16 protein-coding genes are annotated in these 14,705 nt (G+C 52.9%); 13 read left to right on the top strand and 3 right to left on the bottom strand.

Going from position 1 to position 14,705, the window contains the following annotated elements:
- Nucleotides 1-4 precede the first annotated feature (4 nt).
- Nucleotides 5-319 (top strand): TapY2 family type IVa secretion system protein, encoded by a 315-nt coding sequence (locus tag AYI96_RS16310; RefSeq protein ID WP_039034255.1) that lies wholly within the window; start codon nucleotides 5-7, stop codon nucleotides 317-319.
- 50 nt (nucleotides 320-369) lie between these two features.
- On the opposite strand, the gene ettA is transcribed toward AYI96_RS16310, so the two are convergent.
- Entirely contained in the window at nucleotides 370-2,037 is a 1,668-nt protein-coding gene (gene ettA / locus AYI96_RS16305) for an energy-dependent translational throttle protein EttA (protein WP_025887609.1), read from the bottom strand.
- A gap of 228 nt (nucleotides 2,038-2,265) precedes the next feature.
- Here ettA and glyA point away from each other — a divergent pair, with 228 nt between their 5' ends.
- The 11 genes from glyA to AYI96_RS16250 all read left to right on the top strand — a co-directional run bounded on the left by glyA (nucleotide 2,266) and on the right by AYI96_RS16250 (nucleotide 12,177).
- Nucleotides 2,266-3,519 (top strand): serine hydroxymethyltransferase, encoded by a 1,254-nt coding sequence (gene glyA, locus AYI96_RS16300; RefSeq protein WP_039034256.1) that lies wholly within the window; start codon nucleotides 2,266-2,268, stop codon nucleotides 3,517-3,519.
- Nucleotides 3,520-3,628: 109 nt separating this feature from the next.
- On the top strand, nucleotides 3,629-4,081 hold the full coding sequence (nrdR, locus tag AYI96_RS16295; protein ID WP_025009434.1) for a transcriptional regulator NrdR: 453 nt from the start codon (nucleotides 3,629-3,631) through the stop codon (nucleotides 4,079-4,081).
- Between the two features lie 40 nt (nucleotides 4,082-4,121).
- The gene (ribD, locus tag AYI96_RS16290; RefSeq protein ID WP_039034257.1) at nucleotides 4,122-5,246 is read left to right on the top strand and encodes a bifunctional diaminohydroxyphosphoribosylaminopyrimidine deaminase/5-amino-6-(5-phosphoribosylamino)uracil reductase RibD; all 1,125 of its coding nucleotides are present in this window, start codon (nucleotides 4,122-4,124) and stop codon (nucleotides 5,244-5,246) included.
- The gene (locus AYI96_RS16285) at nucleotides 5,247-5,903 is read left to right on the top strand and encodes a riboflavin synthase (RefSeq protein ID WP_039034258.1); all 657 of its coding nucleotides are present in this window, start codon (nucleotides 5,247-5,249) and stop codon (nucleotides 5,901-5,903) included.
- A gap of 81 nt (nucleotides 5,904-5,984) precedes the next feature.
- Nucleotides 5,985-7,091, top strand: a complete 1,107-nt coding sequence (ribBA, locus tag AYI96_RS16280; protein WP_028779054.1) for a bifunctional 3,4-dihydroxy-2-butanone-4-phosphate synthase/GTP cyclohydrolase II — start codon at nucleotides 5,985-5,987, stop codon at nucleotides 7,089-7,091.
- Nucleotides 7,092-7,210: 119 nt separating this feature from the next.
- The gene (gene ribE / locus AYI96_RS16275) at nucleotides 7,211-7,687 is read left to right on the top strand and encodes a 6,7-dimethyl-8-ribityllumazine synthase (protein ID WP_144191080.1); all 477 of its coding nucleotides are present in this window, start codon (nucleotides 7,211-7,213) and stop codon (nucleotides 7,685-7,687) included.
- 13 nt (nucleotides 7,688-7,700) lie between these two features.
- The gene (gene nusB / locus AYI96_RS16270; protein ID WP_025009430.1) at nucleotides 7,701-8,108 is read left to right on the top strand and encodes a transcription antitermination factor NusB; all 408 of its coding nucleotides are present in this window, start codon (nucleotides 7,701-7,703) and stop codon (nucleotides 8,106-8,108) included.
- Nucleotides 8,109-8,196: 88 nt separating this feature from the next.
- Nucleotides 8,197-9,153: a thiamine-phosphate kinase gene (thiL, locus tag AYI96_RS16265; protein WP_144134508.1), complete on the top strand. Its 957-nt coding sequence runs from the start codon at nucleotides 8,197-8,199 to the stop codon at nucleotides 9,151-9,153.
- Complete coding sequence (locus AYI96_RS16260) at nucleotides 9,154-9,648, top strand: phosphatidylglycerophosphatase A (protein WP_025887610.1); 495 nt, start codon at nucleotides 9,154-9,156, stop codon at nucleotides 9,646-9,648.
- Nucleotides 9,649-9,935: 287 nt separating this feature from the next.
- Nucleotides 9,936-11,381, top strand: a complete 1,446-nt coding sequence (locus tag AYI96_RS16255; protein ID WP_222116212.1) for an NfeD family protein — start codon at nucleotides 9,936-9,938, stop codon at nucleotides 11,379-11,381.
- 1 nt (nucleotide 11,382) lies between these two features.
- Nucleotides 11,383-12,177, top strand: a complete 795-nt coding sequence (locus tag AYI96_RS16250; protein WP_039034261.1) for a slipin family protein — start codon at nucleotides 11,383-11,385, stop codon at nucleotides 12,175-12,177.
- 292 nt (nucleotides 12,178-12,469) lie between these two features.
- Here AYI96_RS16250 and AYI96_RS16245 read toward each other — a convergent pair whose 3' ends face one another.
- Together AYI96_RS16245 and AYI96_RS16240 are read right to left on the bottom strand one after the other, a co-directional pair.
- Nucleotides 12,470-12,820: a hypothetical protein gene (locus AYI96_RS16245; RefSeq protein WP_248952458.1), complete on the bottom strand. Its 351-nt coding sequence runs from the start codon at nucleotides 12,818-12,820 to the stop codon at nucleotides 12,470-12,472.
- Nucleotides 12,821-13,069: 249 nt separating this feature from the next.
- Nucleotides 13,070-13,480 carry a hypothetical protein gene (locus AYI96_RS16240; RefSeq protein ID WP_144361997.1) on the bottom strand — a complete coding sequence of 137 codons (411 nt, stop codon included), beginning with the start codon at nucleotides 13,478-13,480 and terminating at the stop codon, nucleotides 13,070-13,072.
- A 102-nt stretch (nucleotides 13,481-13,582) separates the two neighbouring features.
- Here AYI96_RS16240 and AYI96_RS16235 point away from each other — a divergent pair, with 102 nt between their 5' ends.
- A complete protein-coding gene (locus AYI96_RS16235) occupies nucleotides 13,583-14,677 on the top strand; it encodes an ISAs1 family transposase (protein WP_144361248.1) in 1,095 nt (364 codons plus the stop codon).
- Nucleotides 14,678-14,705 lie beyond the last annotated feature (28 nt).

Raw genomic sequence — 14,705 nt, 5'->3', positions numbered from 1 at the left:
GATGATGAACAAGCTGATATTGCCTTTGGCCATACTCTTGAGCCTGCCTCTGGCTGCCGCACAGCCCAAGGGGCAACGTCAGGACTATAAGTGCCTGGTGGAAACAACAAGAGCGGCGCAGGAGATTATTCGGGTCTCTTGGGATCCGGCCAAGGCCGAGCTCTACCAGCGGCAGATGCCGGGAATGAAGCTGGAGCGGATAGGTAACCGCGGCAAACGCCATTATGTGCGTGAAGTGTTTGAGTGTGTGCCAAGAGAGCAGGCGTTTCGCTCGGACAGTGGCAGGCAGTTGGACGATTCTGAAGCCGGCCTGGGTTAAAGGAAATAAAAAACGGAGGCGTTTGCCTCCGTTTTTGTACGGTTTTTCTATTACTTGGTCATCCGCTTGTACTTGAGTCTGTGCGGCTCAATCACATCGGCACCGAATTGGTTTTTCAGCCAGGCCGAGTATTCTGTGTAGTTACCTTCGTAGAAGTTAACCTGCCCCTCGTCACGGTAGTCGAGGATGTGAGTACAGATACGGTCGAGGAACCAACGGTCGTGCGAGATCACCATGGCGCAGCCGGGGAATTCCAACAGCGCTTCTTCCAGTGCCCGCAGAGTTTCCACGTCCAGATCGTTGGTCGGTTCGTCGAGCAGCAACACGTTGCCGCCGGCTTGCAGCAGCTTGGCCAGATGCACCCGGTTACGTTCACCGCCGGAAAGTGAGCCGATGATCTTCTGCTGATCGCCACCACGGAAGTTGAAGCGACCGACATAGGCGCGGCTCGGGATCTCCAGATTGTTGATCCGCATTATGTCCTGACCGCCGGAAATCTCTTCCCAAACCGTGTTCTTGTCGTTCATCGAGTCACGGAACTGTTCCACAGAGGCGATTTGTACCGTATCACCTATCTCGATTTCACCGCTGTCCGGCTGCTCGGCGCCGCTGAGCATTCTGAACAGGGTCGACTTACCGGCACCGTTGGCACCGATAATACCGACGATGGCGCCCTTGGGAACGCTGAAGCTTAAGTTGTCTATCAGAATCCGGTCACCATAGCTCTTGGTGAGATTACGCACCTCAATCACCTTGTCACCCAGACGAGGACCGGGCGGAATAAACAGCTCATTGGTCTCGTTGCGGCGCTGATAATCTGAGCTGTTCAACTCTTCGAAGCGGGCCATACGGGCCTTGCCCTTGGACTGACGTCCCTTGGCCCCCTGACGCACCCACTCCAATTCCTTGGCAATCGTCTTCTGGCGGGCGCTTTCGCTGGCGGCTTCCTGCTTCAGACGGGCATCTTTCTGCTCCAGCCAGGAGGAGTAGTTGCCCTGCCATGGGATACCTTCACCCCGGTCCAGTTCCAGGATCCAGCCGGCGGCATTGTCGAGGAAGTAACGGTCGTGGGTAATGGCGACTACAGTGCCTGAGTATTCCTGCAGGAAATGCTCCAGCCAGGCAACGGATTCGGCATCCAGGTGGTTGGTCGGTTCGTCCAGCAGCAGCATCTCCGGCTTTTCCAGCAGCAGACGACAGATGGCCACCCGGCGCCGTTCACCCCCGGAGAGCACCTCTACCTTGGCGTCCCATTCCGGCAGACGCAGGGCGTTGGCGGCGCGCTCGAGAATATTGTCCAGATTATGGGCATCCTGGGCTTGAATGATGGCTTCCAGCTCGCCTTGCTCCTTGGCCAGGGCGTCGAAGTCGGCATCCGGCTCAGCATAGGCCGCATAGACTTCATCCAGACGCTTGAGGGCGTTTTTGGCTTCGCTGACGGCTTCTTCTATGGTTTCCCGTACTGTCTTGTTGGGATCAAGCTGGGGCTCCTGGGGCAGGTAACCTATCTTGAGTCCCGGCATGGGACGGGCTTCACCTTCAATTTCTGTGTCCAGACCTGCCATGATTTTCAACAGGGTGGATTTACCCGAGCCGTTGAGACCCAGGACACCAATTTTGGCGCCGGGGAAGAAACTCAATGAAATATCTTTGAGGATCTGCTTTTTGGGCGGCACTATTTTGCCGACCCTCAGCATGCTGTATACAAACTGAGCCATATTGTTTCTCTGTTGTCCTGAACTGAGTTTTCCTAAACTGGCGGCAGTTTACCAATTTGCCAGGGCTCCTGCCAGATGCGGCCGGATAGCGGCACCATTGTTCAGCAAATGAAACATAGTCATCTGCTGACACAAGGATTTTCATCATCCTGCGACTGGGATATTTGTCACACTCAGAGTAGAATACCGCGCAACCCTACCAATAAGATTTGCCAGCTGGAGTGACAGATGCTGAAGAAAAGTATGAACATTGCCGACTATGATCCTGAGCTGTTCAAGGCGATTGAGGATGAAACCCGTCGTCAGGAAGAGCACATTGAGCTGATCGCCTCCGAAAACTACACCAGCCCCAGAGTCATGGAAGCCCAGGGCTCACAACTGACCAACAAGTATGCCGAAGGTTATCCAGGCAAGCGTTATTACGGTGGTTGTGAGTATGTCGATGTGGTGGAGACTCTGGCAATTGAGCGTGCCAAGCAGCTGTTTGGCGCTACTTACGCCAACGTTCAGCCACACTCAGGTTCACAGGCCAATAGCGCGGTTTATATGGCGTTGCTGCAACCCGGCGATACCGTACTGGGGATGAACCTGGCTCACGGTGGTCACTTGACCCACGGCTCTCCGGTTAACTTTTCCGGCAAGCTGTACAACATCATCCCTTACGGTATCGATGAGTCCGGCAAGATTGACTACAGCGAACTCGAAACGCTGGCGCTGGAACACAAGCCCAAGATGATCATCGGCGGCTTCTCGGCCTACTCAGGCATAGTTGACTGGGCCAAGCTGCGCGAAATCGCCGACAAAATTGGCGCTTACCTGTTTGTCGATATGGCCCACGTGGCCGGTCTTATCGCTGCCGGTGTTTATCCTAACCCTGTGCCGCACGCCCACGTGGTGACTTCGACCACTCACAAGACGCTGGCCGGTCCCCGCGGTGGTGTGATTCTGTCGGCTGCCGACGATGAAGATCTGTACAAGAAGCTGAATTCCGCAGTATTCCCGGGCGGTCAGGGTGGTCCTCTGATGCACGTTATCGCCGGTAAAGCCGTGGCCTTCAAAGAAGCACTGGAGCCGGAATTCAAGACCTATCAGCAGCAGGTGGTCAACAACGCCAAGGCCATGGTTGAGGTGTTCCTCGAGCGCGGTTACAAGATAGTTTCCGGCGGTACCAGCAACCATCTGATGCTGGTGGACCTGATTGGCCGTGAGCTGACCGGTAAAGAAGCCGACGCCGCTCTGGGCCGCGCCAACATCACAGTTAACAAGAACTCAGTGCCTAACGACCCCCGCTCACCATTTGTGACCTCCGGGGTGCGTATCGGTACACCGGCCATCACTCGCCGCGGTTTCAAGGAAGCCGAAGCCCGTGAACTGACCGGCTGGATCTGTGATGTGCTCGACAATGCTCACGATGACGCCGTTATCGAGCGCGTGAAGAGCCAGGTGCTGGAACTGTGCGCTCGCTTCCCTGTTTACGGTTAACCTTTTCAAGGGAATAGGATAAACTTCGATGGCCGCTGAATTCAGCGGCCATTTTTGTTCCTGCCATTTAGCAGCAGCCGCTGCCGGCAACTGAGCACCAGGAGGCATAATGCATTGTCCATTTTGCAGTGCGACGGATACCAAGGTGATAGATTCCAGGCTGGTGGCAGACGGTCATCAGGTGCGCCGTCGCCGGGAATGTACTCTGTGTCATGAACGCTTTACCACCTTTGAAGGTGCCGAGCTCGTCATGCCCAGAGTGATCAAGCGCGATGGCAGCAGGCAACCGTTCGATGAGGATAAGCTGCGCGGCGGTATGCTGCGCGCCGCCGAGAAACGTCCGGTTTCCATGGATAAGATTGAAGAGGCGATCAGCAAGATCAAGTCCACCCTCAGAGCCACGGGCGAGCGGGAAGTGACCTCGGAAATGATCGGCAACCTGATGATGGATCATCTTATTGAGCTGGATAAGGTGGCCTATATTCGTTTTGCCTCTGTGTATCGTGCCTTTGAAGATGTGTCAGAGTTTGGTGAAGCGATTGCCAAGCTGGAGAAAAAATAGGCTGTCAGTCACAGCCAACTGTTAAGTAACGGAAACCCCCATGTGGTCCAATACTGATATCGCCATGATGAGCCGCGCCATAATGCTGGCTCGCCGTGGCCGTTATACAACCCGCCCCAACCCCAATGTCGGCTGCGTCATCATAGATGCCGATGGCAAGATTGTCGGCGAAGGCTGGCATCAGCGTGCCGGTGAGCCCCATGCCGAAGTACATGCCTTGAAAATGGCCGCTGACAAGGCCCGCGGCGCTACTGCCTATGTCACCCTCGAACCCTGCAGTCACTATGGTCGCACCCCGCCCTGTGCCGAAGCCTTAATTAAACATGGCCTCAAGCGGGTGGTGGTGGCTATGACAGATCCCAACCCTCAGGTGGCCGGCCGAGGTATCGGCATGCTGCAGGAGGCCGGGGTTCAGGTGCAGAGCGGTCTCTTGGCTGAGCAGGCCAGAGCGTTGAATCCGGGCTTTTTATCGCGGATGGAGCGAAATCGTCCCTGGGTCACCCTCAAGCTGGCGGCGAGTCTCGATGGCAAGACGGCGTTGGCCAACGGCGAGTCCAAGTGGATAACCGGCCCCGAGGCGCGCCGCGACGTGCAAAGGCTCAGGGCCCGCAGCTGCGCTTTGCTCACCGGCATTGAAACCGTATTGGCCGATGACCCTTCCTTGAATGTCCGGCACTCTGAGCTTGGCAGCCTGGGTGAAACCCTGAGTGAGCAGGAGCTTATTCAACCGCTGCGAGTGATACTCGACAGTAACTGCCGTATGCCGCTCGATGCCAGGTTATTGAAAATTGTCAGCCCGGTACTCTTGGTCAGCTGCCGCCCCTATGAGGATGAGTTCCTGGCCGCTTTGCCGCCTTATGTCACCACATTGGTGCTGGCCGGTGAAGACAACAGAGTCGATATCACAGCGCTGCTGCAACACCTGAGCCAGAGCTGTAATGCGGTGTTGGTCGAGGCCGGGGCAACGCTTTGCGGCGCCTTTATTAGTGCCGGTTTGGCCGATGAGCTGCTGCTCTACCAAGCCCCGAAACTGCTTGGCGCCGCTGGCCGAAACCTGCTGGCCTTGCCCAACTATCAGCAGATAGCCGATACCCCGGCGATACGGGTAACAGATCAACGTAAGCTGGGCAATGATACCCGGCTTACTCTCAAGATAGGTGATTGAATGTTTACCGGAATAATTGAAGCTGTCGGTACAATACGGGCCCTAGAGCGCCGTGGTGATGATATTCGTCTGACGGTGGCCAGCGGCAAGCTGGACCTTGGCGATGTCCAATTGGGTGACAGCATTGCCACCAACGGTGTGTGTCTGACCGTGGTTGAACGCCTGGCGGATGGTTATGTGGCCGATATTTCGGCTGAAACCGTTAGCCTCACCGGCTTTGACCGCTACAGTGTCGGCGCCAAAGTTAACCTGGAAAAGGCGGTCACGCCAAGCACCCGCTTGGGCGGGCACTTGGTCAGTGGCCATGTGGATGGTATGGCGCGGGTCATCAGCGTGACCCCAAGGGGCAAGGCGCTGGAGTTTTGGCTCGAGGCGCCTGCTGAGCTGGCCCGTTACATTGCCCATAAAGGCTCCATTACCATAGATGGTGTCAGCCTCACGGTCAACGAAGTCGATGGCTGTAATTTCCGCCTCACCATAGTGCCCCATACCGCCAGCGAAACCACTTTGCTTGATCTGCGTCCCGGAGTTCAGGTGAATCTGGAGGTGGATCAGATAGCCCGCTATCTTGAACGTTTAATGCAGCATAAAGAGGAAGGGCAGCCGAGCGAAGGCGTGACTCTGGCTATGCTCGCCAAGGCCGGTTTCATGCGCTAGATGTGCGCAAGCACACTGGTTATCGCGCGCTAACAGGTTAGAATTCATTGATTACACAGAACAAGAGATAAAGGTCTTACAATGGCGCTACACAGTATCGAAGAGATCATCGAGGATATTCGTCAGGGCAAAATGGTTATCCTGATGGACGATGAGGACAGGGAAAACGAGGGCGACCTCATCATGGCGGCGGAGAAAGTCACCCCGGAAGCGATCAACTTCATGGCTCGCTTCGGCCGTGGTCTTATCTGCCAAACCATGACCAAGGCTCGCTGCCAGCAGCTGAATCTGCCGCTGATGGTCAGCAATAACAACGCCCAGTTTTCGACCAACTTCACCGTCTCCATCGAGGCCGCTGAAGGGGTGACCACAGGTATTAGCGCCCATGACCGCGCCGTGACAGTGCAGGCGGCTGTGGCTAAAAATGCCAAGCCGTCCGACATAGTTCAGCCCGGGCATATTTTCCCTTTGATGGCGCAGGATGGCGGGGTGCTGGTGCGCGCCGGTCATACCGAAGCCGGTTGCGATCTGGCGCGTTTGGCTGGTTTGGAACCTTCGGCAGTGATCGTGGAGATCCTCAATGAGGATGGCACCATGGCACGCCGTCCGGATCTGGAAGTGTTCGCCAAGGAGCACGGCGTTAAGATGGGCACCATTGCCGATCTGATCAACTACCGTAATAACACTGAAACCACAGTGGTGCGTGAGGCCAAGTGCAAGCTGCCTACCCGTTTCGGCGAGTTTGAACTGCACACCTTCCGCGACACCATAGACAATCAACTGCACTTTGCCATGGTCAAGGGCGAGATTGTTGACAATATTCTGGTGCGGGTACACCTGCAAAACACCATTAATGACCTGCTGTTCTCTGAGCGCGATGAAGTGCGCAGCTGGCCGCTTGAGCAAGCCATGGCGCGGATTGCCGCCGATGGTGGCGTGCTGTTGCTGCTGGGTAACCAGGAGCCTAACGAGAGCATTATCGCCAAGGTCAAGGCTTTCGAAGCCGAAGACAAGGGCGAAGTGCCGGTGACCGCCAAATGGCAGGGAACCTCCCAAAGGGTTGGCGTAGGCTCACAGATTCTGGCGACGCTTGGTGTCAACAAAATGCGCCTGCTCAGCTCGCCCAAGCGTTATCACTCTTTGGGGGGCTTTGGTCTGGAAGTCACTGAGTATATTCCCGGCGAATGAGCCGACAGAATTAATTAACCATTTCCGAATAATTGCATAGGGCAGAGGGGTAAATTGCGTGCTATCATAGCGCCACTTTTTGCCCCCGGCCGGGTGCTTTAGCTAAGTTAGGTAAGATAATGAACATAGTTCAAGGTAATATCGAAGCAAAAAACGCCAAAGTCGCGATCGTTGTATCCCGTTTCAACAGCTTTGTGGTTGAAAGTCTGCTGGAGGGTGCCGTAGACACTCTTAAGCGTTTCGGTCAGATAAGTGAAGACAACATCACTGTGGTACGCGTACCTGGTGCTTTCGAGCTGCCTTTGGCCGCCCGTCGTGTTGCCGCCAGTGGCAAGTTCGACGGTATCATCGCCCTGGGGGCAGTGATCCGTGGTGGTACACCACACTTTGATTTCGTTGCAGGTGAATGCAACAAGGGTCTGGCTCAAGTGGGTCTGGAATTCGATATCCCGGTCTCTTTCGGGGTACTGACCACAGACACTATCGAACAGGCCATTGAGCGTTCCGGCACCAAGGCTGGCAACAAAGGCGGCGAAGCTGCCCTGGGTCTGCTGGAAATGGTGAACGTGCTGCAACAACTTGAGCAACAGCTGTAATACAGGAAAAAGCATGAAGCCTTCAGAGCGCCGCAGAGCCCGCCGTTTAGCGGTTCAAGCCATCTATTCATGGCAACTGAGCGGGAACAATATTGCCGATGTGGAGCACGAGTTTCTGACCGAGCAAAACATAGACGGCGTGGATGTCGCCTACTTCCGTGAACTGTTCACCGGAGCGGCAACCAAAAAGGCTCAACTGGACGAGTTAATTGCCCCCCATCTGGATCAGCGTCCCATGGAGGAGGTCGATCCTGTGGAGAAGGCCATTTTGCGTTTGGCGGCTTACGAGCTGACTTTCCGCAAGGATACGCCTTACAAAGTGGTAATCAACGAGGCTATCGAGTTGGCCAAGGCGTTCGGCGCCGAGGACAGCCACAAGTTTGTCAATGGCATATTGGACAAGCTGGTAGCTCGTCGCTGAACCAGAAAGAAATTAGACAAACGGTATCGTAAGATACCGTTTTTTCATTGGAAAACCGGGAGGCTGCGAACCAGTGGCCAAGTCAACAGTGAAAGAATTTCAACTTATCGAGCGCTATTTCCATGGTCGTGGCCAAGCGCGCAAAGATGTCCGCCTCGGCATAGGTGACGATTGTGCCCTGGTGCACCCCGCCGAACACAAATCCATTGCCATCTCCTGCGATACCTTGGTGGAAAATGTCCATTTCTTGCCGGACATGCCGGCCCAGGCATTGGGCTACAAGGCGTTGGCGGTCAACCTATCCGATCTTGCTGCCATGGGGGCCGAGCCCGCATGGATGACCCTGGCACTGACCATGCCCAGTGTCGATGAAACCTGGCTGGAGCAATTCAGTACCGGTTTATTTGAAGCGGCTGATTACTATGGTATTTCTCTGGTCGGAGGCGATACCACCCGCGGCCCGAGAGCCATCAATATCACGGTTCATGGCCAAGTGCCGGAAGGCAAGGCGCTCACCCGTAGCGGTGCCCGCGCCGGTGATTGGATTTATGTCACAGGTTCCCTGGGTGATTCTGCCCTGGGGCTGGATATTATCCGCGGTGAATTGAAGGCGAGGGCAGAGCACAAGGAATATCTGGTTAACCGCCATTATCATCCCTCCCCCAGAGTCCTGGCTGGTCAATCCCTGAGGGGCTTGGCATCGAGCGCCATAGATCTCTCAGATGGCTTGCTGTCGGATATCAAGCATATCCTCAAGGCATCGGCCGTCGGTGCGGTTATTGAAGTGGATAAGCTGCCGCTGTCCCAGGCGATGAAAGATACTGTCACAGCGGATGCGGCACTCGACTATGCCCTCTGTGGCGGCGAAGACTATGAGCTGCTGTTCACTGTGCCGGAGGCGCAGCGCGGCGCGCTGGAAACCGCCTTGGGCCATGCCGGAGTCAAGTTCTATCAAGTCGGCCAGATACTTGCCGGTAATCAACTCAGGCTACAATATCACGGCGAGGTATTCGAGCCGCAACAGACAGGATTTGAGCATTTTTAGATGAAGTGGTTTGCTCATGACGAGGCGCTCGCAAGGGTCAGCCTCAAGAACCCGGTGCATTTTCTGGCACTCGGTTTTGGCTCCGGCCTCGCGGCCAAGGCGCCGGGGACCTTTGGAACCTTGGCAGCCCTGCCTGTATATCTGTTGCTGTCCCAGTTCAGTTTGGGGGTGTATATTGCCGTGACACTGCTGGCCTGTATTGGTGGCATCTATCTGTGCGGCAAGACTTCCAAAGATATGGGGGTGCACGATCACGGCGCCATAGTTTGGGATGAAGTAGCAGGGTTACTGATCACCATGATTGCAGCGCCCGCCGGTGTACTCTGGTTGCTGCTGGGCTTTGTGTTGTTCCGCATTTTCGATATCTTCAAGCCCTGGCCCATTCGGGTGCTGGATGCCAAGGTACATGGCGGTCTTGGCATTATGGCCGATGATATTCTGGCCGGTATCTTCTCAATGCTATCACTGCAGGCGATTGTTTGGGCGGTAGGCTGAAACAGCCTTGAGCTGAAACGTATAAGCCTTGAGCTGAAATATATAAGCCTTGAGCTGAAATATATAAGCCTTGTGGCGGGTTTCAATCTCTTGATTCCTGCCGTTGACTCAGCATAGTCCGCTAACCCTCATTGAATACCAGGCGCCGTTGATTCGGCGCCTTTTTCATTGGTCTCTCCTTCTGCTCATATCTACCGGCTCGGTTTAAGGCCGTCACATGAGTGCTTTATGCCTAATCCCCAAAGCCGACTATCCTTAAGGTATGGGGAAACCCACCCGGGGGCGTTATGAAAGGCTGGCCGGCCAATACTTTGTTCCGGCGCTGCGGCTGTGTAGGACTCTTGGCTCTGTTGTGGATCTTGCCTGGCTTAGGTGCAGACCACGTCCGGCCAAAGCCTTACTCCCCGGCCGCAGCGCCGACCATTACCCTGCTCAGTGTCAAAGGAGCCATAGGGCCCGGTGTCGGCGACTATCTGATCCGGGGGATAGAGAGTGCAGCTGCAACCCCAGGCAGTCAGTTGGTGTTGATCACTCTGGATACCCCGGGAGGCCTGGTATCCAGCCTACGGGATATCAATCAAGCGATTCTCGGTTCCAGGGTGCCGGTTGCCTGCCTGGTCTATCCATCCGGTGCCCGCGCAGCCAGCGCCGGGACTTACATCTTATATGCCTGTCATATCGCCGCCATGGCGAGTGCCACCAGTCTTGGGGCGGCCGCTCCTGTGCAACTGAGTCCCATGGGAAATGAACCACCGGAGCCCAAGCCGTCCGATAATGAAGCCGAAAAACCTGTGGGTGACAGCAACAGTCAAAAACTTGAGCGCAAGCAGCTCAATGATGCCATTGCTTATATTCGGGCACTGGCGGAGCTGCGTCAGCGTAATGTCGAGTGGGCCGAGAAGGCGGTACGTGATGCGGCAACCCTGACGGCCTCGGAAGCGCTGGAGGCCAATGTTATCGACTATATCGCCGATACGCCGCAGCAACTCCTGGCCATACTTGATGGCAAGTCGGTAGCCATGCAAGGTGGTGCTCGGATACTCAAAACCGAAAACGCCATAGTGCTGGATCGCAGCCCGGATTGGCGTGCCCGTTTCATCAATCTGCTCACCAACCCCAATATCGCTTACATACTGATGTTATTGGGGATCTACGGTTTGCTGCTGGAGTTTTACAGTCCTGGCGCCATGTTGCCCGGCGTAGTAGGGGGGATCTGTCTGCTGTTGGCCTTGTATGCCTTCCAGCTGCTCCCTATCAGCTATGCCGGTGGCGGTTTATTGCTCTTGGGAATTATTTTGCTGCTCGCCGAGGCCATGCTACCAAGCTTTGGAATTTTAGGATTCGGTGGCCTGGTCGCCTTCGTGCTGGGGTCGGTATTTTTGGTGGACAGTGAAGTTGAGGCTTTTCGCATAGCCTGGCCCGTGATAGCCCTGGTCAGCGTCGTGAGCCTGCTGTTTTTCCTGCTGCTGATAAGCTTTGTGTTCAAGACTCGCAAATTGTCCGGGGTGGCCGGCGCCGAGGGGATGGTAGGGGAATATGCCAGGGTGATAGACGGCTTTCCCGGGCGCGGCCGAGTGCACTTTATGGGAGAAGACTGGCAAGGGAGCAGTGAGCAGGCCTTAAGCCCTGGGCAGCGGGTGCGGATTTTGGGGCTTAATGGGTTAGTACTTAAGCTGGCTGAGGTGAAAAGCGCTGATATCGAGCCGACTGAAAATCAACGCAGAGGAGACTGACATGGGTGAAGCTATCAGTGGTAGTTTAAACATTTCTTTTGGGGTGTTGTTGGTGCTGTTTGCGGCCTTGCTTATCAGCATGTTTCGCATCCTCAGGGAGTATGAACGCGGGGTGATTTTCTTTCTCGGGCGTTTTTACCGGGTCAAGGGGCCTGGGCTTATCATACTGATCCCTGTGGTGCAGCAGATGGTGCGGGTGGATCTTCGAACCATAGTGATGGATGTGCCCTCTCAGGATGTGATCAGCCGTGATAATGTCTCGGTGCGGGTCAATGCCGTACTCTATTTTCGGGTAGTCGACCCGCAAAAGGCGATTATTAATGTGGAGAACTTCCTCGCCGCCACCAGTCAACTGGCCCAGACCACCCTGAGATCCGTGCTCGGTCAGCATGAGTTGGACGAGATGTTGGCCAACAGGGAGATGCTCAATGCCGACATTCAAAGGATCCTCGACTCCCACACAGATGCCTGGGGCATCAAGGTGGCCAATGTGGAAATCAAGCACGTGGATCTCAATGAAAGTATGATCCGCGCTATTGCCCGTCAGGCCGAGGCCGAGCGCGAGCGGCGGGCCAAGGTGATCCATGCTCTGGGGGAGATGGAAGCCTCGGAAAAACTGGTGGAAGCGGCGCAGACGCTGGGCAAAGAACCCAATGCCATTATGCTGCGCTATCTGCATACCCTGACCGAAGTGGCGGCAGAAAACAACTCGACTATCCTGTTTCCGCTGCCGCTTGAGTTACTGAGCAAATTAAATGGTGCATTTAGCAATTTAAATGAAAAATCCAAAAATTAGCCTGAAACTGTTTGAAATGTCGCCCATTTACAAGGGGGTTAATATATTGTTATTTTGAGCGTTTGGGGATAGCTCAATAATAGGCCTCCGGCCTAAGTTATTTTAGTCGCGACTTGATCTGACACATTATCTTGAACACCCTCAAAGGTGAGAGTTACCCGTTTTGATAAAGGTGTCAAAGCTTCAATCAAAACAAAAGAGGTAACTCTCATGCTGCATACTAACAATCCCATCATTAAACACAAAGCAGATCACACATGGGACTTGCTTGTATCTTCCTTAGGCTCTAATTTCACAATACCATAACGGCTATAATTGCTGCACCTAGTATATATAGGCCACTAGTTAATGAAATTGATTTAATCACGCTAAACTCTTTCATCTCTATCTTCTTGATATTATCCATTTTTACAGACTTCCCTTCTCCGGATAACGTCGAATCAGTTGTGTTCTCGACTTTAAACTCAATTATTTCATCTGAGGTAGTGGTTATTTTGATATCCTTTCCTATATAGTTTGATGTGGGGGTGGAATCAAGTTTAACTTCGTTCAATGATGTACAGCCAGATAACATCAAACTGATTAAGAAGATCATGGTTAAATTTTTCATAGTAACCTCAACTTTATGGTTCATAACATCCATGGCTTGCGCCACCTGGTCTTGCGCATGGGTTTATCCAACTTCCTGTATCATAAACGGCTTGGTTTTCGTAAGATATTTTATAGTTTCCTGATATATCAAAATCAACTTTGTTCATGTAGTACTCTCTGTAATTCCAACCAGTGTAATATCTATGGTTTTTTCAGATATTGCTATTGATATATACTTTTCAGGATGTATTCCTTTAAGTGTGTTTTTTATTTCAAAACCTAAGTCCATACCATTAATAATCTAAGTGTTATCAGGTATAACGCTTTCAATGCCAGCTACATAATATTTATGGTTGTGAATACTGCTTAAAATTGAGTTCAATTCTTGTTGGAAAAAGTTAGGCTTAAAAACCTTTAGCAAGGACTTTGTTACCTTTGCTGCTAACTTGTTGAATATTTCATTTCCGTCAATATCTACAAGGACTCTAAGGTTTCCATTATCTCTAATATTATAGACTTGACCATTAATAGGGTTGTAATCTGCAGAAAGATTTAACTCAGATGTTTTGATTTTTGTGTATAATGTCAGGCCAGATATGTCAATTTTTATCTCAGTCGATATTGTAAATCCTTTCACAGTTGCTGTTATTATTCCATCTGGCTGTGTCATTATTTTGGTTTCTAATGGCCCATTTAAAGTTACATGTTTCAACTCTCTATACCTGAATGTTGGTCAGGGCGGGATCCCACTTTAAATTGAACTTTTACGGTTGGTCATGATCTGATCTGCCTTGCCCTTAATCCACAGATGACCATGACCCTTTTGAAACAACTAGAACAGATTACCGATCCCCGTAAGGACATCAATCTAAAGCATAATTTAGTGGATGTGGTGTTCCTGACACTCAGTGCTATCCTCAGCGGTGCGACTGGGTGGAAGTCCATTCAGGAATTCGGAGAAGAACAGCTAGATTGGCTCCGTCTGTACCGAAAATTTGAAAATGGCATCCCTAAAAGGCATTGTATCAGTAATATAATCAGAGCATTGGACAGCGAACTGCTCCTTCAAGCCATATTGGGCTGGATCAATGAGCAACGGCAAACGGAAGGGAAAACCGTTATCGCGCTGGATGGAAAAACCCTGCGCGGGGCGTGGAGTGAGGATGCTAAGAATGCACTCCATGTTGTCAGCGCATTTGATGTCGGCAACGGCATTACACTTTACCAAGACAGTTCACATTCTAAAGGGAAAGAAGCTGAAGTCGCCCGCAACATGATTGATGCTATGGCACTGGATAATGCCGTTCTGACGCTGGATGCACTGCATTGTCAGGTGTCTACCATGAACAAAATTAAACAGGGGAACGGTGATTTCATTATTCAGCTCAAGTCGAACCAGCCGGGATTATTTGAAGCAGTCAAAACCAGCTTCAGTAAAGCGTATGAGCAGCCAGAACTGGCTATATTTGAGCAGTTCAACATGGGTCATGGCCGCAGGGAGCGCCGAACAGTCATGCAGATAGAAGCAGAATTATCAGCGGAACTTAAGAAAAAGTGGCCGCACATCACCTCATTTATCGAAGTTGCCAGTGAACGGACAGTCGATGGAATAACATCATGTTCTTCACGCTGGTATGTCAGTTCCTTACCGCTCAATGCCGAAGAGGCCGCGAGGACTATTCGAGAGCATTGGGGGGTAGAAAATCAGCTCCATTGGGTGCTGGATGTGGTCTTCCGCGAAGATGCGCTGAAGGTAACGGATCCTGATGGCGCAAAGCATCTCGCCCTATTTAACCGAGCGGCTCTGAGTGCGATAAGGCAGCACCAAGGCAAAAAAGACAGTCTGGCAGGTAAGCGCCGCCGTGCTGGTTGGAGTCCTACATTTCGCTCAGAGTTGTTATTTGGTTAAGATATAAGCAAAGTGGAATCCCGCCCTG

The sequence above is a fragment of the Shewanella sp. MSW genome (assembly GCF_007636515.1).
GTDB classification, from domain to species: domain Bacteria; phylum Pseudomonadota; class Gammaproteobacteria; order Enterobacterales; family Shewanellaceae; genus Shewanella; species Shewanella indica.
The sequence above is the reverse complement of the archived record's forward strand: the minus strand, read 5'-3'. Positions and strand labels throughout refer to the sequence as shown.

Coding starts and splice junctions, on each gene's coding strand:
- AYI96_RS16260 (WP_025887610.1), top strand. CDS start 9,154: ATGAAGTGGTTTGCTCATGACGAGGCGCTCGCAAGGGTCAGCCTCAAG.
- AYI96_RS16255 (WP_222116212.1), top strand. CDS start 9,936: ATGAAAGGCTGGCCGGCCAATACTTTGTTCCGGCGCTGCGGCTGTGTA.
- ribD (WP_039034257.1), top strand. CDS start 4,122: ATGTGGTCCAATACTGATATCGCCATGATGAGCCGCGCCATAATGCTG.
- AYI96_RS16310 (WP_039034255.1), top strand. CDS start 5: ATGAACAAGCTGATATTGCCTTTGGCCATACTCTTGAGCCTGCCTCTG.
- ribBA (WP_028779054.1), top strand. CDS start 5,985: ATGGCGCTACACAGTATCGAAGAGATCATCGAGGATATTCGTCAGGGC.
- AYI96_RS16250 (WP_039034261.1), top strand. CDS start 11,383: ATGGGTGAAGCTATCAGTGGTAGTTTAAACATTTCTTTTGGGGTGTTG.
- AYI96_RS16285 (WP_039034258.1), top strand. CDS start 5,247: ATGTTTACCGGAATAATTGAAGCTGTCGGTACAATACGGGCCCTAGAG.
- ribE (WP_144191080.1), top strand. CDS start 7,211: ATGAACATAGTTCAAGGTAATATCGAAGCAAAAAACGCCAAAGTCGCG.
- AYI96_RS16245 (WP_248952458.1), bottom strand. CDS start 12,820: ATGGATGTTATGAACCATAAAGTTGAGGTTACTATGAAAAATTTAACC.
- AYI96_RS16235 (WP_144361248.1), top strand. CDS start 13,583: ATGACCCTTTTGAAACAACTAGAACAGATTACCGATCCCCGTAAGGAC.
- nusB (WP_025009430.1), top strand. CDS start 7,701: ATGAAGCCTTCAGAGCGCCGCAGAGCCCGCCGTTTAGCGGTTCAAGCC.
- nrdR (WP_025009434.1), top strand. CDS start 3,629: ATGCATTGTCCATTTTGCAGTGCGACGGATACCAAGGTGATAGATTCC.
- ettA (WP_025887609.1), bottom strand. CDS start 2,037: ATGGCTCAGTTTGTATACAGCATGCTGAGGGTCGGCAAAATAGTGCCG.
- glyA (WP_039034256.1), top strand. CDS start 2,266: ATGCTGAAGAAAAGTATGAACATTGCCGACTATGATCCTGAGCTGTTC.